General features: G+C 73.3%; 16 protein-coding genes. 9 read left to right on the top strand and 7 right to left on the bottom strand.

Features of this window, described 5'->3' with window-relative positions:
• The first annotated feature begins 139 nt into the window (after positions 1-139).
• Both OG852_RS43050 and OG852_RS43045 read left to right on the top strand, forming a co-directional pair.
• On the top strand, positions 140-1,087 hold the full coding sequence (locus tag OG852_RS43050; protein WP_330351602.1) for a fibronectin type III domain-containing protein: 948 nt from the start codon (positions 140-142) through the stop codon (positions 1,085-1,087).
• A gap of 191 nt (positions 1,088-1,278) precedes the next feature.
• Complete coding sequence (locus OG852_RS43045; RefSeq protein ID WP_133913195.1) at positions 1,279-1,821, top strand: hypothetical protein; 543 nt, start codon at positions 1,279-1,281, stop codon at positions 1,819-1,821.
• On the opposite strand, the gene OG852_RS43040 is transcribed toward OG852_RS43045, so the two are convergent.
• The 4 genes from OG852_RS43040 to OG852_RS43025 form a co-directional block, all read right to left on the bottom strand.
• The gene (locus tag OG852_RS43040; protein ID WP_330346872.1) at positions 1,818-2,774 is read right to left on the bottom strand and encodes an IS481 family transposase; all 957 of its coding nucleotides are present in this window, start codon (positions 2,772-2,774) and stop codon (positions 1,818-1,820) included. The genes OG852_RS43045 and OG852_RS43040 overlap by 4 nt on opposite strands.
• Positions 2,775-2,875: 101 nt before the next feature.
• Positions 2,876-3,424 (bottom strand): PadR family transcriptional regulator, encoded by a 549-nt coding sequence (locus OG852_RS43035; RefSeq protein WP_133913194.1) that lies wholly within the window; start codon positions 3,422-3,424, stop codon positions 2,876-2,878.
• 21 nt (positions 3,425-3,445) lie between these two features.
• Positions 3,446-5,461 (bottom strand): FAD-dependent oxidoreductase, encoded by a 2,016-nt coding sequence (locus OG852_RS43030; protein ID WP_133913193.1) that lies wholly within the window; start codon positions 5,459-5,461, stop codon positions 3,446-3,448.
• A gap of 101 nt (positions 5,462-5,562) precedes the next feature.
• A complete protein-coding gene (locus OG852_RS43025) occupies positions 5,563-5,931 on the bottom strand; it encodes a hypothetical protein (RefSeq protein WP_133913192.1) in 369 nt (122 codons plus the stop codon).
• A gap of 266 nt (positions 5,932-6,197) precedes the next feature.
• Between OG852_RS43025 and OG852_RS43020 the strand changes: the two genes are divergently transcribed.
• Positions 6,198-8,261, top strand: a complete 2,064-nt coding sequence (locus OG852_RS43020; protein ID WP_330350722.1) for a SpoIIE family protein phosphatase — start codon at positions 6,198-6,200, stop codon at positions 8,259-8,261.
• A gap of 140 nt (positions 8,262-8,401) precedes the next feature.
• Positions 8,402-9,115 carry a DUF5666 domain-containing protein gene (locus tag OG852_RS43015; RefSeq protein ID WP_330350721.1) on the top strand — a complete coding sequence of 238 codons (714 nt, stop codon included), beginning with the start codon at positions 8,402-8,404 and terminating at the stop codon, positions 9,113-9,115.
• Here OG852_RS43015 and OG852_RS43010 read toward each other — a convergent pair.
• Positions 9,108-9,908 (bottom strand): putative protein N(5)-glutamine methyltransferase, encoded by an 801-nt coding sequence (locus OG852_RS43010; protein WP_133913189.1) that lies wholly within the window; start codon positions 9,906-9,908, stop codon positions 9,108-9,110. The two genes, OG852_RS43015 and OG852_RS43010, sit on opposite strands and share 8 nt — an antisense overlap.
• Positions 9,909-10,061: 153 nt before the next feature.
• Here OG852_RS43010 and OG852_RS43005 point away from each other — a divergent pair, with 153 nt between their 5' ends.
• Positions 10,062-10,496, top strand: a complete 435-nt coding sequence (locus tag OG852_RS43005; RefSeq protein ID WP_330350720.1) for a MarR family winged helix-turn-helix transcriptional regulator — start codon at positions 10,062-10,064, stop codon at positions 10,494-10,496.
• Between the two features lie 262 nt (positions 10,497-10,758).
• Here OG852_RS43005 and OG852_RS43000 read toward each other — a convergent pair whose 3' ends face one another.
• Together OG852_RS43000 and OG852_RS42995 are read right to left on the bottom strand one after the other, a co-directional pair.
• Positions 10,759-11,460, bottom strand: coding sequence for a GNAT family N-acetyltransferase (locus OG852_RS43000; protein WP_330350719.1), 702 nt, complete (start codon positions 11,458-11,460; stop codon positions 10,759-10,761).
• Positions 11,457-12,383, bottom strand: a complete 927-nt coding sequence (locus tag OG852_RS42995; RefSeq protein ID WP_330350718.1) for a quinone oxidoreductase family protein — start codon at positions 12,381-12,383, stop codon at positions 11,457-11,459. Before OG852_RS42995 ends, OG852_RS43000 begins: the two co-directional genes overlap by 4 nt.
• A gap of 169 nt (positions 12,384-12,552) precedes the next feature.
• On the opposite strand from OG852_RS42995, the gene OG852_RS42990 reads away from it, so the two are divergent.
• The 4 genes from OG852_RS42990 to OG852_RS42975 all read left to right on the top strand — a co-directional run bounded on the left by OG852_RS42990 (position 12,553) and on the right by OG852_RS42975 (position 15,686).
• A complete protein-coding gene (locus OG852_RS42990; protein ID WP_330350717.1) occupies positions 12,553-13,158 on the top strand; it encodes a sulfite oxidase-like oxidoreductase in 606 nt (201 codons plus the stop codon).
• A complete protein-coding gene (locus tag OG852_RS42985) occupies positions 13,151-13,936 on the top strand; it encodes a ferredoxin reductase (protein WP_133913184.1) in 786 nt (261 codons plus the stop codon). Before OG852_RS42990 ends, OG852_RS42985 begins: the two co-directional genes overlap by 8 nt.
• A 107-nt stretch (positions 13,937-14,043) precedes the next feature.
• On the top strand, positions 14,044-14,631 hold the full coding sequence (locus tag OG852_RS42980) for an Rv1733c family protein (RefSeq protein ID WP_330350716.1): 588 nt from the start codon (positions 14,044-14,046) through the stop codon (positions 14,629-14,631).
• Between the two features lie 86 nt (positions 14,632-14,717).
• Positions 14,718-15,686: an acetylxylan esterase gene (locus tag OG852_RS42975; RefSeq protein WP_133913182.1), complete on the top strand. Its 969-nt coding sequence runs from the start codon at positions 14,718-14,720 to the stop codon at positions 15,684-15,686.
• The last annotated feature ends 27 nt before the right edge of the window (positions 15,687-15,713 follow it).

The following is a 15,713-nucleotide window of genomic DNA, read 5'->3' as shown; positions in this document are numbered from 1 at the left end:
CCCGAGTAGTCACGCAACCCCCGGACTCGCGTGGCCGTCTTCATGTGTTCGCCATCTTGATGAGCCCGGACCACCGCGCCATATTGGTCCGGACCAATACCGCCGCGCCGGGCCGGGAGGCGAAGCCGTGCGACGTGTGATGCTCTGCGGGCTGGCGCTGGCCATGGCGTGCGGGTGCGCGCCCGGCGGCGGGGACGAGGGGCGGGCCCCCGGTGCTCCGAGCGGGGTGACGGCGCGGGCGGGGAGCGCGACCAGCGTGCACGTCATGTGGAACGCGGTCCTCGCGGATCCGCCGGTCGACGGGTACGAGGTCTACCGGGGCACGGCGAAGGTCGGTGACGTGTCCGGCTCCGCGCACATGCTGGACGTCGTACGGCTGGCCCCGGCCACCTCGTACGTCTTCACCGTGCGGGCCCGGGACGGCGCCGGCCGGCTCGGTCCGCCCAGCCGGCGGGTGCGGGCGACGACACCGGCGGCGGCCCCGGCGGACACCTCCGCCCCGACCCGCCCGGGCGCGGTCACCGGCCGGGCCGTGGGAAGCCGGGCGGTCCAGCTGTCCTGGTCGGCGTCGACGGACGACCGCGAGGTGGTGTCGTACGACATCCAGCAGGGCGGTACGAGGATCCACAGCGTCGGCGGGGGCCAGACGGCGACGGTCGTCACGGGGCTGCGGCCGGGCACCGCGTATGTGTTCACCGTCCGGGCGCGCGACGCCGCCGACCATCTGTCCCCGGCCGGGCCGGCCGTGCGCGTGACCACCGCGCCGGGCGCCGACGAGGGGACCGGCACGGCTCCCACGGGCTTTCGCGCCACGACCCGCCGCGCGGCCGACGGGGCGTACTACATCGATCTGTCCTGGGTGGCGCCGCGCGTGGACGGGGTGGTCACCGAGTACGGGATCCAGCTCGACGGGGCGACGGTCACCTCGCTGGTGTGGGGCGGGACGCCACCGCGCGGCAGGGCGGCGTACGGCTTCTACGTGGGCCGCGAGCAGGGGGTCACCCACCGGGTGCGGCTGCGGGCGCGGCTGCCGGACGGGACCTGGGGGGCGTACTCGGCGGAGCGGACGGTGACCACCGGCACCTGACCGGCACCTGACCGGCACCCGGCCGCCTCCCGGCCGGCTCCTGGGCCGTCCGAAGGAATCCGTCACCTGCCCGGATGCGGTCCGGGTGCGGGCGGGTCCGGGGACACGTTGGCTGCCCCTGAGGCACGGGCGTACCCGACCCTAGGCGGCGCAAGGGATGTACCGCCAACCGTGCCGCCGGAGGACGTCCGATGCGCACTTACCGTCTTCTTCTCCGCTCAGGACCGGCCGTGGCAGCCGCCGCCGTGCTGCCGATCGCCCTGTCCGCGCAGCCGGCGGCCGCGGTCTCCGGCATCTCCGTGAGCACGACCGGCTCCACGGTGTCCGTGGTGACCAGCGCCTGCACCCAGATCAACGGCAGTTGGGGCACCGCGGCGCTGCTGGGCAGCGGTCAGGCGAGCTTCTCGCAGGGGCGCCAGGTGGCGCTGTCGGGGACGACCGTCAGCCAGTCCGCCGCCTGGTCGGGCGTCTCCCCCGGCACGTACACCGTGGTCGTGATGTGCTCCAACGGCACCACGGCGGGCACCCAGTCCGTGATCGTGTCGGCGCCGTCCACCCCGACGATCTCCGCGACGGCGTCCGCCTCGCCGTCGCGCGGTGTCATGGGCGGCCTCGGCGGCGCGGCCCGCGACGCCGGTCCGGTGACGATGGGGGTCGGCGGGGCGCTCGTGGGCGTCGGCGTCATCGCGGCGGCCTGGTTGCTGCGCCGCCGCTCCAAGCCCTACCGCCTCTAGGTGTATTGACCCGCAGGGTTGTTGACTCGGGTGATGGGTGGCTGGCCTCCGAGTGCGGTGTGGCAGCGATGGTAGTTGTAGGTGTGGAGGAAGTCGGCCAGGGCTGCGGTGCGTTCGTCGTTGCTGGTGAAAGGCCGCAGGTAGGCCCACTCGTCGAGCAGGGTGCGGTTGAAGCGTTCGACCTTGCCGTTGGTCTGCGGGCGGTAGGCGCGAGTCAGCTTGCCGGTCGCGCCGATCTCGATGAGCACCTGCTTCCAGGCCAGGCCCTTGCGGTAGGCCCAGGCGTTGTCGGTGAGCACGCGTTCGATGCGGGTGATGCCGTGGGCGTGGAAGAAGGCGGCCGCGCGGGTGAGGAAGCCGGCGCAGGTGGCGACTTTCTCGTCGCGGTGGATCTCGCTGTAGGCGAGGCGGCTGTGGTCGTCGATGGCTGAGTGGACGTAGTCGAAGCCCACGCTGCTGCGGCGGGCGCGGCCGGCCTGGCGGCCCAGGACCTTGTGGCCGCCGCCGTCGGGGATGCGGCCGAGTTTCTTGACGTCGACGTGGATGAGTTCGCCGGGTCGGTCGCGTTCGTAGCGGCGGATGACCTGGCCGGTGGGCCGGTCGAGGAAGGCAAGCCGGTTCAGGCCGTGGCGGACCAGGATGCGGTGCACGGTCGAGGCGGGCAGTCCCAGGACGGGGCCGAGGCGGGCGGGGCCGAGTTTGCGGTCCTGGCGCAGCCGGCACACCCGGGCCTCCACGGCTGCCGCCGTGCGGTGGGGTGTCGTCAGTGGACGGCTGGGGCGGTCGTGCAGCCCCTGTTCGCCCTCCGCTTGCCAGCGGCGCATCCACTTGTGGGCCGTGACACGTGAGATGCCCATCTCGGCCGCGACATGCGCGACGGGGCGGCCCGAACGGACACGCTCGACGAGCAGCCGCCTGCCGTGAACGGTCAGCCGGGCATTACGGTGGGACACGAAGACCTCCGTGCGGTGTGTTCTTAGACAGCTCCACCACATCGGAGGTCTTCGCCATGTTCAAGACCCGCCAGTGTCAACAACGCTCGTGATCAATACATCTAGGGCCTGTCGTCGTCCCCCTCCGGCAACCCCTCCAGGGCCTCGGTGAGCCACTGGATCCAGAACGTCTCCAGTTCGATGCCCGCGCGCAGGACCAGGTGCTGGAGCCTGGCCTGCGCACTGTGGTCGCCGGGCGGGAAGTCGCGCTTCTCGATCTCCTCGTACTCGGCCAACTGCCGCCGGTGCAGCTCCCGATGACGCCGCAGGTCGGCGTCCAGGCCGGCGGTGCCGACCACGGCCGCGGCGCGCAGCCTGAGCAGCAGCGCGTCACGGTGCGGCTTGGGGTCCTGGGACGCGGCCGTCCAGCGCGCCAGTTCGGCGCGGCCCGCGGGCAGGACCTCGTAGGCCTTCTTCTGTCCACGGGCCGGCTGTGCGGCGGGCAGGGCCCGGATGTGCCCCTCGGCTTCCAGTTTTCCCAGTTCGCGATAGATCTGCTGGTGCGTCGCCGACCAGAAGTACCCGATCGACCTGTCGAACCGGCGGGTCAGATCCAGCCCCGACGACGGCTTCTCGAGCAGGGCGGTGAGGATCGCGTGCGGGAGTGACATGGGGTCATCCTAGGGAGGCCGTCACAGGGCGGCCGCGACCTCGGTCCCCTGCTTGATCGCGCGCTTGGCGTCGAGTTCCGCGGCCACGTCGGCGCCCCCGACGAGGTGGGCCTTCGTGCCGGCGGCGAGCAGGGCGTCGTAGAGGTCGCGGCGCGGTTCCTGGCCGGTGCACAGCACGACGGTGTCGACCTCGAGGAGCGTGCTCTCCTCACCGACGGTGATGTGCAGTCCGGCGTCGTCGATACGGTCGTAGCGCACGCCGGGGACCATCGTGACGCCCCGGTGCTTGAGTTCGGTGCGGTGGATCCAGCCGGTGGTCTTGCCGAGGCCGGCGCCGACCTTGGTCGTCCTGCGCTGCAGGAGGTGGACCGTGCGCGGCGGCGCGGGCCGCTCGGGGGCGGCGAGTCCGCCGGGTCCCGTGTAGTCCGTGTCGACACCCCACTGGCGGAAGTAGACCGCCGGGTCCTCGCTCGCCCCGTCGCCGCCGTCGGTGAGGAACTCGGCGACGTCGAAGCCGATGCCGCCCGCGCCGAGGATCGCGACCCGGTCGCCGACGGCGGCGCCGCCCTGCAGGACGTCGAGGTAGCCGACGACGCTCGGGTGGTCGACGCCCGGGATGTCGGGGGTGCGCGGGGTGACGCCGGTGGCGACGACGACCTCGTCGTAGCCGGCCAAGTCGTCTGCGGCGACGGGGGTGTTGAGGCGTACGTCCACCCCGTGCGCGTCGAGCTGGTGGCGGAAGTAGCGCAGCGTCTCGTCGAACTCCTGCTTGCCGGGGACCTTGCGGGCCACGTTGAGCTGGCCGCCGATCTCGCCCGCCGCGTCGAACAGCGTGACGTCGTGGCCGCGTTCGGCCGCCGACACCGCGCAGGCGAGACCGGCCGGTCCGGCGCCCACGACCGCGACGCGCTTGCGCAACCGGGTCGGGGAGAGGACGAGTTCGGTCTCGTGGCAGGCGCGCGGGTTGACCAGGCAGGAGGTGAGCTTGCCGCTGAACGTGTGGTCGAGGCAGGCCTGGTTGCAGCCGATGCAGGTGTTGATCGCCTCCGGGGTGCCGGCGGCGGCCTTGTTCACGAAGTCGGGGTCGGCGAGCATCGGGCGGGCCATGGAGACCATGTCGGCACAGCCGTCGGCGAGCAACTGCTCGGCGAGCTCCGGGGTGTTGATGCGGTTGGTGGTGACGAGCGGGACGTTCACCGCGCCCATCAGCTTCTTGGTCACCCAGCTGTAGGCACCGCGCGGCACGGAGGTCGCGATGGTGGGGATACGGGCCTCGTGCCAGCCGATGCCGGTGTTGATGATCGTCGCACCGGCCTCCTCGACGGCCCGGGCGAGGGTGACGACCTCGTCGAGGGTGGAGCCGCCGGGCACCAGGTCGAGCATGGACAGCCGGTAGACGACGATGAAGTCCTCGCCCACCGCCTCGCGCACGCGGCGCACGATCTCGACGGGGAAGCGCATGCGGTTCTCGTACGAACCGCCCCAGCGGTCGGTGCGGTGGTTGGTCGGGGCGGCGATGAACTCGTTGATGAGGTAGCCCTCGGAGCCCATGATCTCGACGCCGTCGTAGCCGGCCTGCCGCGCGAGGCGGGCGGTGCGGGCGTAGTCGTCGATCGTGCGCTCGACCTCGGCGTCGGTGAGCTCACGGGGCGGGAAGGGGCTGATGGGGGCCTGCAACGGGCTCGGGGCGACCAGGTCGCGGTGGTAGGCGTAGCGGCCGAAGTGCAGGATCTGCAGCGCGATCCGGCCGCCCTCGCGGTGCACCGCCTGTGTGATGGTGCGGTGCTGCTCCGCCTCCTCGTCGGTGGTGAGCTTGGCGCCGCCCTCGTACGGGCGCCCCTCGTCGTTGGGGGCGATGCCGCCGGTGACGATCAGACCCACTCCCCCGCGGGCGCGGGCGGCGTAGAACTCCGCCATGCGCTCGAAGCCGCGCTCGGCCTCCTCCAGGCCGACGTGCATCGAGCCCATCAGGACGCGGTTGGGCAGCGTGGTGAAGCCCAGGTCGAGCGGGCTCAGCAGATGGGGGTAACGGCTCATGGCAGGCCTCCGTGCGCGGCGGTGTTCGCCTCCAGTTCTAGAGGACCGCGCACGGTTTATGCAACTAGTTGCAAAACAGCTTCACCGCGATGTGCCGTACCTCACCTGCTTTCGAGGAGGACGTGCAGCTCCCGCTCCTGGTCCCCGGAGGCCGAGGTCAGGTCGCGCACGCTGAACAGGGAGTCGAGGGTGGAGCGCAGCCGCTCGATGGCCCAGTAACCGCCCTGCGCGTCGGCCTCGACCGAGGCGGACAGCCGGGCGGGCGGGGCGCACTCGTGGGCGTCGGTGACCTCGAAGGTGCCGAGCCACACCATCGGCCGGGTCTCGTGGAGCTGCTGCGGCACCTCGTCGGGGCCCCGGTCGGACTCGAAGCAGGCGCACAGAGCGTCGAACACGATCCGGGCGTCCTCCTTGCTGCATCCGCTGATCTCGAGCGAGACGGGCTCCTCGTGCAGACGCTCACGGTCCATCGTGATCGCTCCTCTCGTGGCGGTGGCACGGCGACGCGGGTTCCCCGCGGACCGCGCCACAACCCCAGAAAAGCACCACTTTCCGGGCAGGACCAGCGAGGCCCCCTCGGGAGACGTGCTTGAGGCGAACGGCGTCCGGCCGCGTACTGGAGGAGCATGGAGAAGAGCGTCCCGGTCCGTGGGAGAAAAGGATTGAGCGCGGTGAACGAGGGGGAGTCGGCACGGGGGACAGCGTGCCGCGGCGAGGTGCGGAGGCGGTGCGTGGCATGAGTGCGGCAGCGGGATCGTCCTCGTCCGCGGGCGGCGCCCCGGGCCTGCCCAGCGGACTGCTGGACGTCCTGAGCGTGGCCTCGGTGGTGCTGGACACCAAGGGGCGCATCGTGCTGTGGAGCCCGCAGGCCGAAGAGCTGTTCGGGTACACGGCGAAAGAGGCGCTGGGCCGGTACGCGGCCCAGGTGATGATCCACGAACGCCATGTCGACCTGGTCGTCAAGCTGTTCGCCGACGTCATGGCGACCGGGCAGAGCTGGGCGGGGGCGTTCCCCGTCCGCCGCAAGGACGGCTCCACCCGGATGGTGGAGTTCCGCAACATGCGGCTCGTCAACGACCAGGGCACCGTCTACGCCCTGGGGCTCGCCGCCGACCAGTCGACGGTACGGCGGCTGGAGCGGGACGTGGCGCTGTCCACGCGCATGGTCGCGCAGTCCCCCATCGGCCTGGCCGTCGTCGATCCCGATCTGCGGTTCGTCTCCGTCAATCCGGCGCTGGCCCGGATGAACGGCCTGCCTCCCGAGGACCACGTCGGCCGCCGGATCCGTGAGGTACTGGCCTCGGTGGACGCGGACGCCCTGGAGGCGGCGGTGCGGGCGGTGCTGCACAGCGGGGAGCCGCTCGTCGACCGGTCCACGGTGGGGCGGACCCGGGCCGACCCGGACGAGGACCACGCCTGGTCGATCTCGCTGTACCGGCTGGAGGACTCGCGCGGCACGGTCCTGGGCGTGGCGGCCTCCGTCATCGACGTCACCGACCAGTACCGGGCGGGCCTGGAGGCCGAGGCGGCCCGGCGCCGGCTGGCCGTGATCGCCGACGCCTCGGCCCGGATCGGCACCACCCTGGACCTCGAGCGCACCGCCCGCGAACTGGCCGAGGTCGCCGTGCCGGAGCTGGCCGACGTGGCCTCGGTGGACCTGCTCGCCGACGTGGTGGCGGGCCGTTACTCGGGCCTTCGGCCCACCGAGTCGGCCGCGATCCGCTCCCTGGCGGTCCGGGCCGTCGACGCACCGGACGCGCTGCGGGCCGCCGACCCCGCCGGGCAGGTCGTCCGTTACGCGCCCGACCGGCTGGTCACGGAGTGCGTCCGCACCGGGCAGCCGGTCGTGGTGGCACACGTCGAGGACGAGGACCTCGCCCGGATCGCGCCCTCCGCCGAGGCGGCCGGGCTGCTGGCCCGGGCCGGGGTCCACTCCTATCTGGCCGTCCCGCTCATCGCGCGCGGCGAGGTGCTCGGCGCGCTGGACCTCAAGCGGATCCACAACCCGCTGCCCTTCGGCCGGGACGACCTGCTGCTCGCCCGGGAACTGGCGGCCCGCGCGGCCGTGCAGATCGACAACGCCCGCTGGTACCAGAACGCCCGCACGACCGCCCTCACCCTCCAGCGCAGCCTGCTGCCCAGCCATCCGCCGGTCACCGGCGGCCTCGAGGTCGCCTCCCGCTACCAGCCGGCCGGCGCCACCACCGAGGTCGGCGGCGACTGGTTCGACGTCATCCCGCTCGAGGACGGCAAGACCGCGCTCGTCGTCGGCGATGTGATGGGCAGCGGCATCGACGCTGCCGCCACCATGGGCCGGCTGCGCACCGCGACGACGACCCTGGCCTCCCTCGACCTCGACCCGGCGGTGCTCCTGGAGCACCTCGACCGCATCACCCAGGGCCTGGACCACTCCATCGCCACCTGCGTGTACGCCGTCCACGACCCGCGGCTGGGCCGGTGCCGCATCGCCAACGCCGGGCATCTGCCGCCGGCCCGGGTGCGTCCCGGGCTGCCCCCGGCGCTGCTCGACCTGCCCACGGGCGCGCCGCTGGGCGTGGGAGGGGTGGCCTTCTCGACGACCGACGTCGACTTCGCGGCCGGCGACCAGCTCGTGCTCTACACCGACGGCCTGGTGGAGACGCGGCTGCACTCCCTCGACGAGCGCCTGGACGCGCTGCTCGCACTCCTGGACGATCCCTGGCGGCCGCTGGAGGAACTCTGCGACCACCTGCTGACCGCGCTGCACCACCCCGACAACCACGACGACGTGGCCCTGCTGGTGGCCCGCGCACGCGACTGACCCACGCGGACGACGGCGCCGACGGCCCGATTCACAGGCAATTATTACCGCTTCCTTACCGCTTCGATCCGACAATCACAGTGAGGACTGCCAGCTGTGCCAGCCGTGCCCGCGGACCGGGCCGAGGAAGGTGAGCCGTGATGCAGGAGCAGCAGGAGCAGCCGGAAGAGGTCGAGGTGCTCTCGGGGCCGGGCGGTGAGGAGCGCGAGCCGGGCTCGCTGCGCACGCGATGGCAGCGCCGGTCGGTGCGCGGGCGGGCGGTGATCGCGGCCACGACCGTCGCGGTGCTGGCCCTCGGGGGCACGGTCGCCTACGCGGCGACCTCGGGCGGCTCGTCCGACGGCTCGCCCTCGGCGTCCCCGTCCGCCTCGTCGCCGTCGAAGGGCCCCGACGACGGACACGGCCGCGGCGGCCACCGGTTCGGATTCGGTTTCGGCCTCGGCGACGCGGCACACGGCGAGGCGACCGTGAAGGACCAGGACACCGGCAAGTGGATCGTCAGGGTCTGGCAGCGCGGCACGGTGGAGAAGGTGGACGGCGACCGGGTCACGGTGAAGAGCGAGGACGGCACCTCGTGGACGTGGACGGTCGGTTCGGACGCCACCGTGCGCACCGACGGCGACTCGGGCTCCGGCGCGTCCGCGCTGAAGAAGGGCGACACGGTGGTCGTCGCCGGCTCCCGTTCGGACGACACGTACACGGCGACGCGGGTCGTCTCCGGCGACCTCACCGACTTCCGCGGCCGGGGACCGGACGACGACGACCGGCGCGGCGGCTTCCCGGGGCACGGCCCGTGGAACCGCGGGGACGGCGACGGCTCCCCCGGCCCCACGGGCAGCGGCGCAGCTACCTGACCCTGGTTCCCACCACCACGTGGGCGTACCGTTCCTCGTCCTCGGCGGGGCGGGCCGTCAGACCGGCACGGGCGAAGGCCTCGACGGCGGCGGGGGCCTGCCGCTCGCTGGTCTCCACCAGGAGGATCCCGCCGGGCGCGAGCCACTCGGGCGCCTCGGCGGCGACCCTGCGCAGCACGTCCAGTCCGTCGCCGCCGCCGTCGAGGGCGGTGCGCGGCTCGTGGTCACGGGCCTCCGCCGGCAGCAGCGGGACCTCGTCGGTGGGGACGTACGGCACGTTGGCGGCGAGGATGTCGACCCGGCCCCGCAGCTCACCGGGGAGCGCCTCGAACAGGTCGCCCCGGTGGGCGTGACCGCCGTGGGCGGCGACGTTGGCACGGGCGCAGCGCACCGCCACCGGATCTATGTCGGCCGCGTGCAGCTCGACCCGGCCGAGGGCCGCGGCGAGGGCCGCGCCGACCGCGCCCGAGCCGCAGCACAGGTCCACGACGACGGACGCGTGCGGGGCGTGCGCGAGCGCCTGCTCGACGAGGAACTCGGTACGGCGGCGGGGCACGAAGACACCGGGTTCGACGGTGATGCGCAGTCCGCGGAACTCGGCCCAGCCGACGACGAGTTCGAGCGGGTGACCGGCCACGCGGCGCGCCACCATGGCGGCGCGTTCGGCGGGCGTACGGGCGGTGGAGATGATCAGCTCCGCCTCGTCCTCGGCGAAGACGCACCCGGCGCCGCGCAGCGCGGCGACGACGGCGTCACGGGAGGAGGACGGAGTGGACGGTGAGGAGAGAGACATGGAAGGACAAGCACCTTTCGGGGAATCGAACGGCGGTAATCGGTCTCACCTCCTCGCGTCGCGCGGGCCGTGACGTCCACGACCGGTCGATCACCTTAGCACCCCTCGCGCCCGGAGTTGTAGTATGCAACCAAGAGCGCGAGGGAGCCCGCCATGCAAGCAGCCGAGGCCGTGGAGACCATTCAGCGGGAGATGACGGTCTTCGCCCGGCGCGCCCGTGCCTCCGCCGGCCGGCTGCATCCCGAGCTGTCGTTGGTGTCGTACACGCTCCTCGGCCATCTGGAGGAGAGCGGCGGCCGCCGGGCCACGGACCTGGCCGCGCACCACGCCCTGGACAAGTCGACGGTCAGCCGCCAGGTCGCCGCCCTGGAGCGGGCGGGGCTGGTCGAGCGCCGCGTCGACCCCGAGGACCACCGGGTCCAGCTCCTCCACCTCACCGACGCGGGGCGCCACATCCTCGCCCAGGTCACCGAGAGCCGGCGCGCGGCCTTCCGGGAGCGGCTCGCCGGGTGGCCGCAGGGGGACCTGGAGCGGTTCGCGGAGTACCTGGTCCGGTACAACACGTGGGGCCCACCGCCCGCCGGGTGACTTCTCGTACGCCGGACCGTTGACGTGTTGGCCGGCTTGCGCACGCGGTCGCGGTCGCCGGAGGGACCTGCCGCAGGGACGCGACGGGCCGGCCAGTTGCATGGCGCCGTAGCCGAACCGGGTGACGGTCAAGTCCCCCAGAGTCCAGGGGAGGGCGACGTGCACCCGACCACCGAAGCCCCGGCCCACGGTCCTGCTCCGCGGCGTCGACCGGTCAGGAGGACCCCGGGCGGGGGCTCCTGACCGTCGGCCGAGACGTTGGTTACGGCACCAGGGCGCCCGGGCGTTCCGGGATGCGGGCCGCCAGGAACGCCGTTCTGCGGCGTAGGCGGAAGCCCAGGGACTCGTAGAGGCGGATGGCGCCCGTGTTGCCGGCGCCGGTGTGCAGGAAGGGGGTTTCGCCGCGTTCGCGGATGCCGTGGGCGACGGCGAGGATCAGCCGGGTGGCGAGGCCCTCGCCGCGGTGGGCGGGGTCGGTGCAGACCGCGCTGATCTCGGTCCAGCCCGGCGGGTGCAGACGTTCGCCGGCCATGGCGATCAGGGCGCCGTCCCGGCGGATGCCGAGGTACGTGCCCATCTCGATGGTGCGCGGCTCGAACGGCCCGGGCTGGGTGCGGGCGATGAGGTCCAGGATCTCCGGGACGTCGGCGGGACCGAGGCGGACGGCCTCCGGGTCGGGAGCAGCGGCGACGCCGTCGTCGACGAGCTGCACACCCTCCACGCGGAAGGTGATCTCCCAGCCCTCGGGGACCTCACCGCGAAAGCCCGGCAGCGGCACCTCCGCGCCGGGTCCGGCGAGGGCCGCGAGGTCCGCCCAGTCGTCGGCGTCCGGCTCGTCCGGCAGGGCCAGCCAGGGCGAGACGTCGACCGGATAGCGCAGCACCCGGCCGCGACGCTCGGCGAAGTGCGCGTGCGGGCCGGTGAGGGAGGCGCGCGCGGGGTTGTCGAGGACGTGCTCGCTCATCCGGCGACCTCGATCACTATCTTGCCGCGCGCGTGACCGCTCTCGACCTCGCGCAGGGCCTCGTCGGCCCGCTCCAGCGGGAAGGTGCCGGTGACGTGCGGGTCGAGGGCGCCGGTGACGACGAGATCCGCGACGGCCCGCAGGACGTCGGCGGAGCGGGCCCGCAGGACCCGGGCGCCGCCCAGTTCCCCGACCTCGTCGGCCGGGGCTCCGGCGGTGATCAGCTTCGCACGGTCCTTCACCAGGGCGGCCGCCGCGTGGAGCACCTCGCCTCCGACGAGGTCGTAGACGCCGTCGACCCCCTCGGGGGCGGCGGCCCGGACGCGCTCGTCCCAGCCGGGGCCCGAGGACACGTGCACCACGCCCAGCGACTCCAGGAAGGCCTTCTTGCCCTCGCTCGCGACACCCACGACCCGTACGCCGAGGGCGCGGGCGATCTGCGCAGCGGCCACGCCCACTCCGCCGCCGGCCCCGGTCACCAGCAGGGTCGCCCCGGCCGGCAGGCCGAGCTGGTGGACGCCGTCGTAGGCGGTGGCGGCGGCGACGGGGAGGGTGGCCGCGTCGGTGAAGGACAGGGCGGCCGGCTTGTGCGCGGTGATGCCTGCGGCGAGGAGCGCGAACTCGGCGTAGCCGCCCGCGACGGCGGTGCCGAACACCTCGTCACCGGGCGCGAACCCGGTGACGCCCTCGCCGGTCTCCTCGACCACGCCCGCCACCTCGCTGCCCAGCACCGAGGGGAACACCCGCTCGGTGGTGTCGCCGGGACGCCGGTAGCCCTGGCGCAGTTTCCAGTCGACGGGGTTGACCCCGGCCGCCCGCACCGCGACGAGCACCTCGCCCGGGCCGGGTGTCGGCCGGTCCACGTCCACGAACGCCTCGGTCTCCGGACCGCCGTACCGCGTGAAGACGTACGCCTTGGGCATCTTCTTCCTCACTCTCCTTGCGCTGCGTCCGGAGCACCGGCCCCGGCACCGATCGCCAAGGAGCGGCGCGCCGCGGCTATTCCCGGGACCGCGCAGTGTTCATACGGCCGCAATGATGGCCGCCCTGACCTGGGACGGAGCACCCACGGCGACAGCGTACGGTGGAGGCATGAACGTCACCCGAGGCTTCGCCGGGCGCGCCCGCGTCGACAACCCCGGTCTTCCGCCGGGCCAGTACGACGCGGGTGACGACTGGCCCGTGCTCTCCGCCGAGGTCACCCCCGACCTCTCCCCCGCCGACTGGACCTTCCGGATCGACGGGCTGGTCCGGGCGCCGAGGACCTGGGACTGGGACGAGGCGCACACGCTGCCGGAGTCGGCGTACGAGGGTGACATCCACTGTGTGACGAGCTGGTCGAAGTTCGGGGTGCGGTTCGGCGGTGTGTCGCTGGACGCGTTCCTGCACGCGGTGGCTCCGCGCCCGTCCGCGACGCACGCCGTCGCCTACGCGCACACCGGGTACACCACAAACCTGCCGCTCGCCGACCTCACGGGCGGGCGGGCCTGGATCGTCTGGGAGTACGACGGCAAACCGCTTCCCGCGGAACACGGGGGCCCGGCACGGCTGCTGGTGCCCCATCTGTACTTCTGGAAGAGCGCCAAGTGGATCGCGGGCCTCAGGCTGCTCGACCACGACGAGCCGGGGTTCTGGGAGCAGAACGGCTATCACGAGCGGGGCAACCCGTGGGAGGAGCAGAGGTACTCCGGTGACTGAGACCGCCGTTTCGGCTTCTCCCTCCTTCCCTTCCTTCACTCCCCCGACCCGGTTCGCCGTGCCGGGCCGGATCGCGGTGAGCAACCGGGCCGCCGCCGTGTGGCAGACGGCGACGCTCACCGAGATCCGCCGTGAGACCCCGCACGCGGCGACCTTCCGGTTCGCGGTGCCGGCCTGGGCGGGACATCTGCCGGGCCAGCACCTGATGCTGCGGCTGACCGCCGACGACGGCTACACCGCCCAGCGGCACTACTCGATCGCCTCCGCGCCCGACGACGAGGGGCACGTCGAGCTGACCCTGGACCATGTCGACGGCGGCGAGGTCTCGGGCTGGTTCCACACGGTGGCGCGGCCCGGTGACCGGGTCGAGGTGCGCGGTCCGCTCAGCGGCTTCTTCGCCTGGGCCGGCGACCGGCCCGCCCTGCTGATCGGCGCGGGCTCCGGGGTCGTGCCGCTGATGTCGATGGTGCGGCACCACCGGGCGCGCGCCCTGGACGTGCCGCTGCGGCTGCTGGTGTCCGCGCGCGGGCCCGAGGAGCTGATCTACGCCCGGGAGTACGGCGCGGAGACCACGCCCGTCTTCACCCGGCGCGCGCCGGCGGGCGAGCCGGTGGGACGGCTGGGCGCCGCTCATCTGCGGCCGGTGTTCGAGGAGCGGCCGGCCGGTGACTGGGAGGCGTACGTGTGCGGGTCCAACGCCTTCGCCGAGCACGCATCCCGGCTGCTGGTGGCCGCCGGCCAGCCGGTGGACCGCATCCGGATCGAACGGTTCGGCTGAGCGACCCCGCCCGACGGTGGCGTCCGCGACCGGCTCCGGGTCGCGGATGCACTCCAATGGGGGTACGACTTTGATGTGGGCACTCGCGTGACGGCGAGGAGGTCGACATGCGAACCCGAACACGTGGCTGGCGGTGGCGGAAGAACCCGCTGCGCCGCCGCTCGGACGTCGTGGAGGCGTGGACGGCGCTGGTCGTGGCCGTGCTGCTGCTGGTCGCCGTGCCACTGGCCGGTGCGGTCGCCGGCCGCTGGGCCCACGACGAGGCACGGACGGTCGCGGTCCAGCAGCAGGCCGAGCGCCACCGGGTGCGGGCGGAGGTCGTCGGACGGGTGCCGCAGGGCCTGCCCTCGGCGGACGGGGTGCGGGAGCGGACGTACCGGGTGACCGTGCGCTGGTCCCCGCCGGGTGAGAAGCCGCGGACGGCCGAGGCGCGGGTGCCGGAGGGCACGCACCGGGGCGACCTGGTGGACGTGTGGTTCGACGAGCGGGGCCGGGCCGTTCCGCCGCCCGCGAGCGGTACGGCGGTGTGGCAGCACACCCTCACGATGGGCGCCTGCGCGGCCGGGGGGACCGCCGCCCTGGTGCTGCTCGGTCACACCGTGATCCGCCGGGTGGCGATGCGGCACCGGCTCGACGAGTGGGACCGCGCGTGGGCACGCACCGAGCCGGAGTGGACCCGCCGCCGGTCCGCCTGAGGGCGCCGAGGAGGTCTGGCGAGGCCTCCGGACGGGCACGTACGGTGTGATCATTCGTATGGCCTCTTAACAAAAGGCGGTCCTTCATGGCCCTGTTCGACCTGTCCGTCGAGGAACTTCACGAATACCGCAGCGAGTCCGCCGAGCCGCAGGACTTCGACGCCTTCTGGTCCAAGACGCTGCAGGAGGCCCGCGAGCACGAGCTCGACGCCCGCTTCGAGCGGGTCGAGACGGGCCTGGCCACGGTCGACGTCTACGACGTGACGTTCGCGGGGTACGGCGGGCACCCGGTGAAGGGGTGGCTGAAGGTGCCGGCCGCCGCCGAGGGGCCGCTGCCGCTGGTGGTGGAGTTCATCGGGTACGGCGGCGGGCGGGGGCTGCCGCACGAGAACCTGCTGTGGGCGTCGACCGGCCGTGCCCACTTCATCATGGACACCCGGGGGCAGGGCAGCGGCTGGGGCGGCGGCGGGGGCACCGCCGATCCGGTGGGCGGCGCGCCCTCGTACCCCGGCTTCATGACCCGCGGCATCGACGCGCCGGAGCACTACTACTACCGCCGGGTGTACACGGACGCGGTGCGCGCGGTGGAGGCGGCCCGCTCGCACCCGCTGACCGACGCGAGCCGGACCGTGGCGCTCGGCGCGAGCCAGGGCGGCGGCATCACGATCGCGGTCGGCGGTCTCGTACCGGACCTGGTGGCGGTCGCGCCGGACGTGCCGTTCCTGTGCGACTTCCCCCGCGCCGCGACGCTGACGGACCGTCACCCGTACCGTGAGATCGGCCTGTTCCTCAAGACGCACCGCGGCCGCACCCAGGACGCGCTGCGCACCCTCTCCTACTTCGACGGCGTCCACTTCGCCTCGCGCGGCACCGCGCCCGCCCTGTTCTCGGCGGCGCTGGAGGACCAGACCTGCCCGCCGTCGACCGTGTTCGCCGCGTTCAACGCCTGGGGCCAGGAGGACAAGGCGATCGAGGTGTACGACTTCAACGACCACGAGGGCGGCGGCCCCTACCAGGAGGCGGCCAAGATGAGGTGGCTGCGCTCCTACGCCTGAGGCCTCCGCACACCCCTTCCCTCCAGT

The sequence above is a fragment of the Streptomyces sp. NBC_00582 genome, assembly GCF_036345155.1.
Lineage (GTDB): Bacteria > Actinomycetota > Actinomycetes > Streptomycetales > Streptomycetaceae > Streptomyces.
Note: the sequence above shows the minus strand (reverse complement) of the source record. Positions and strands in the feature narration are given on the sequence as shown.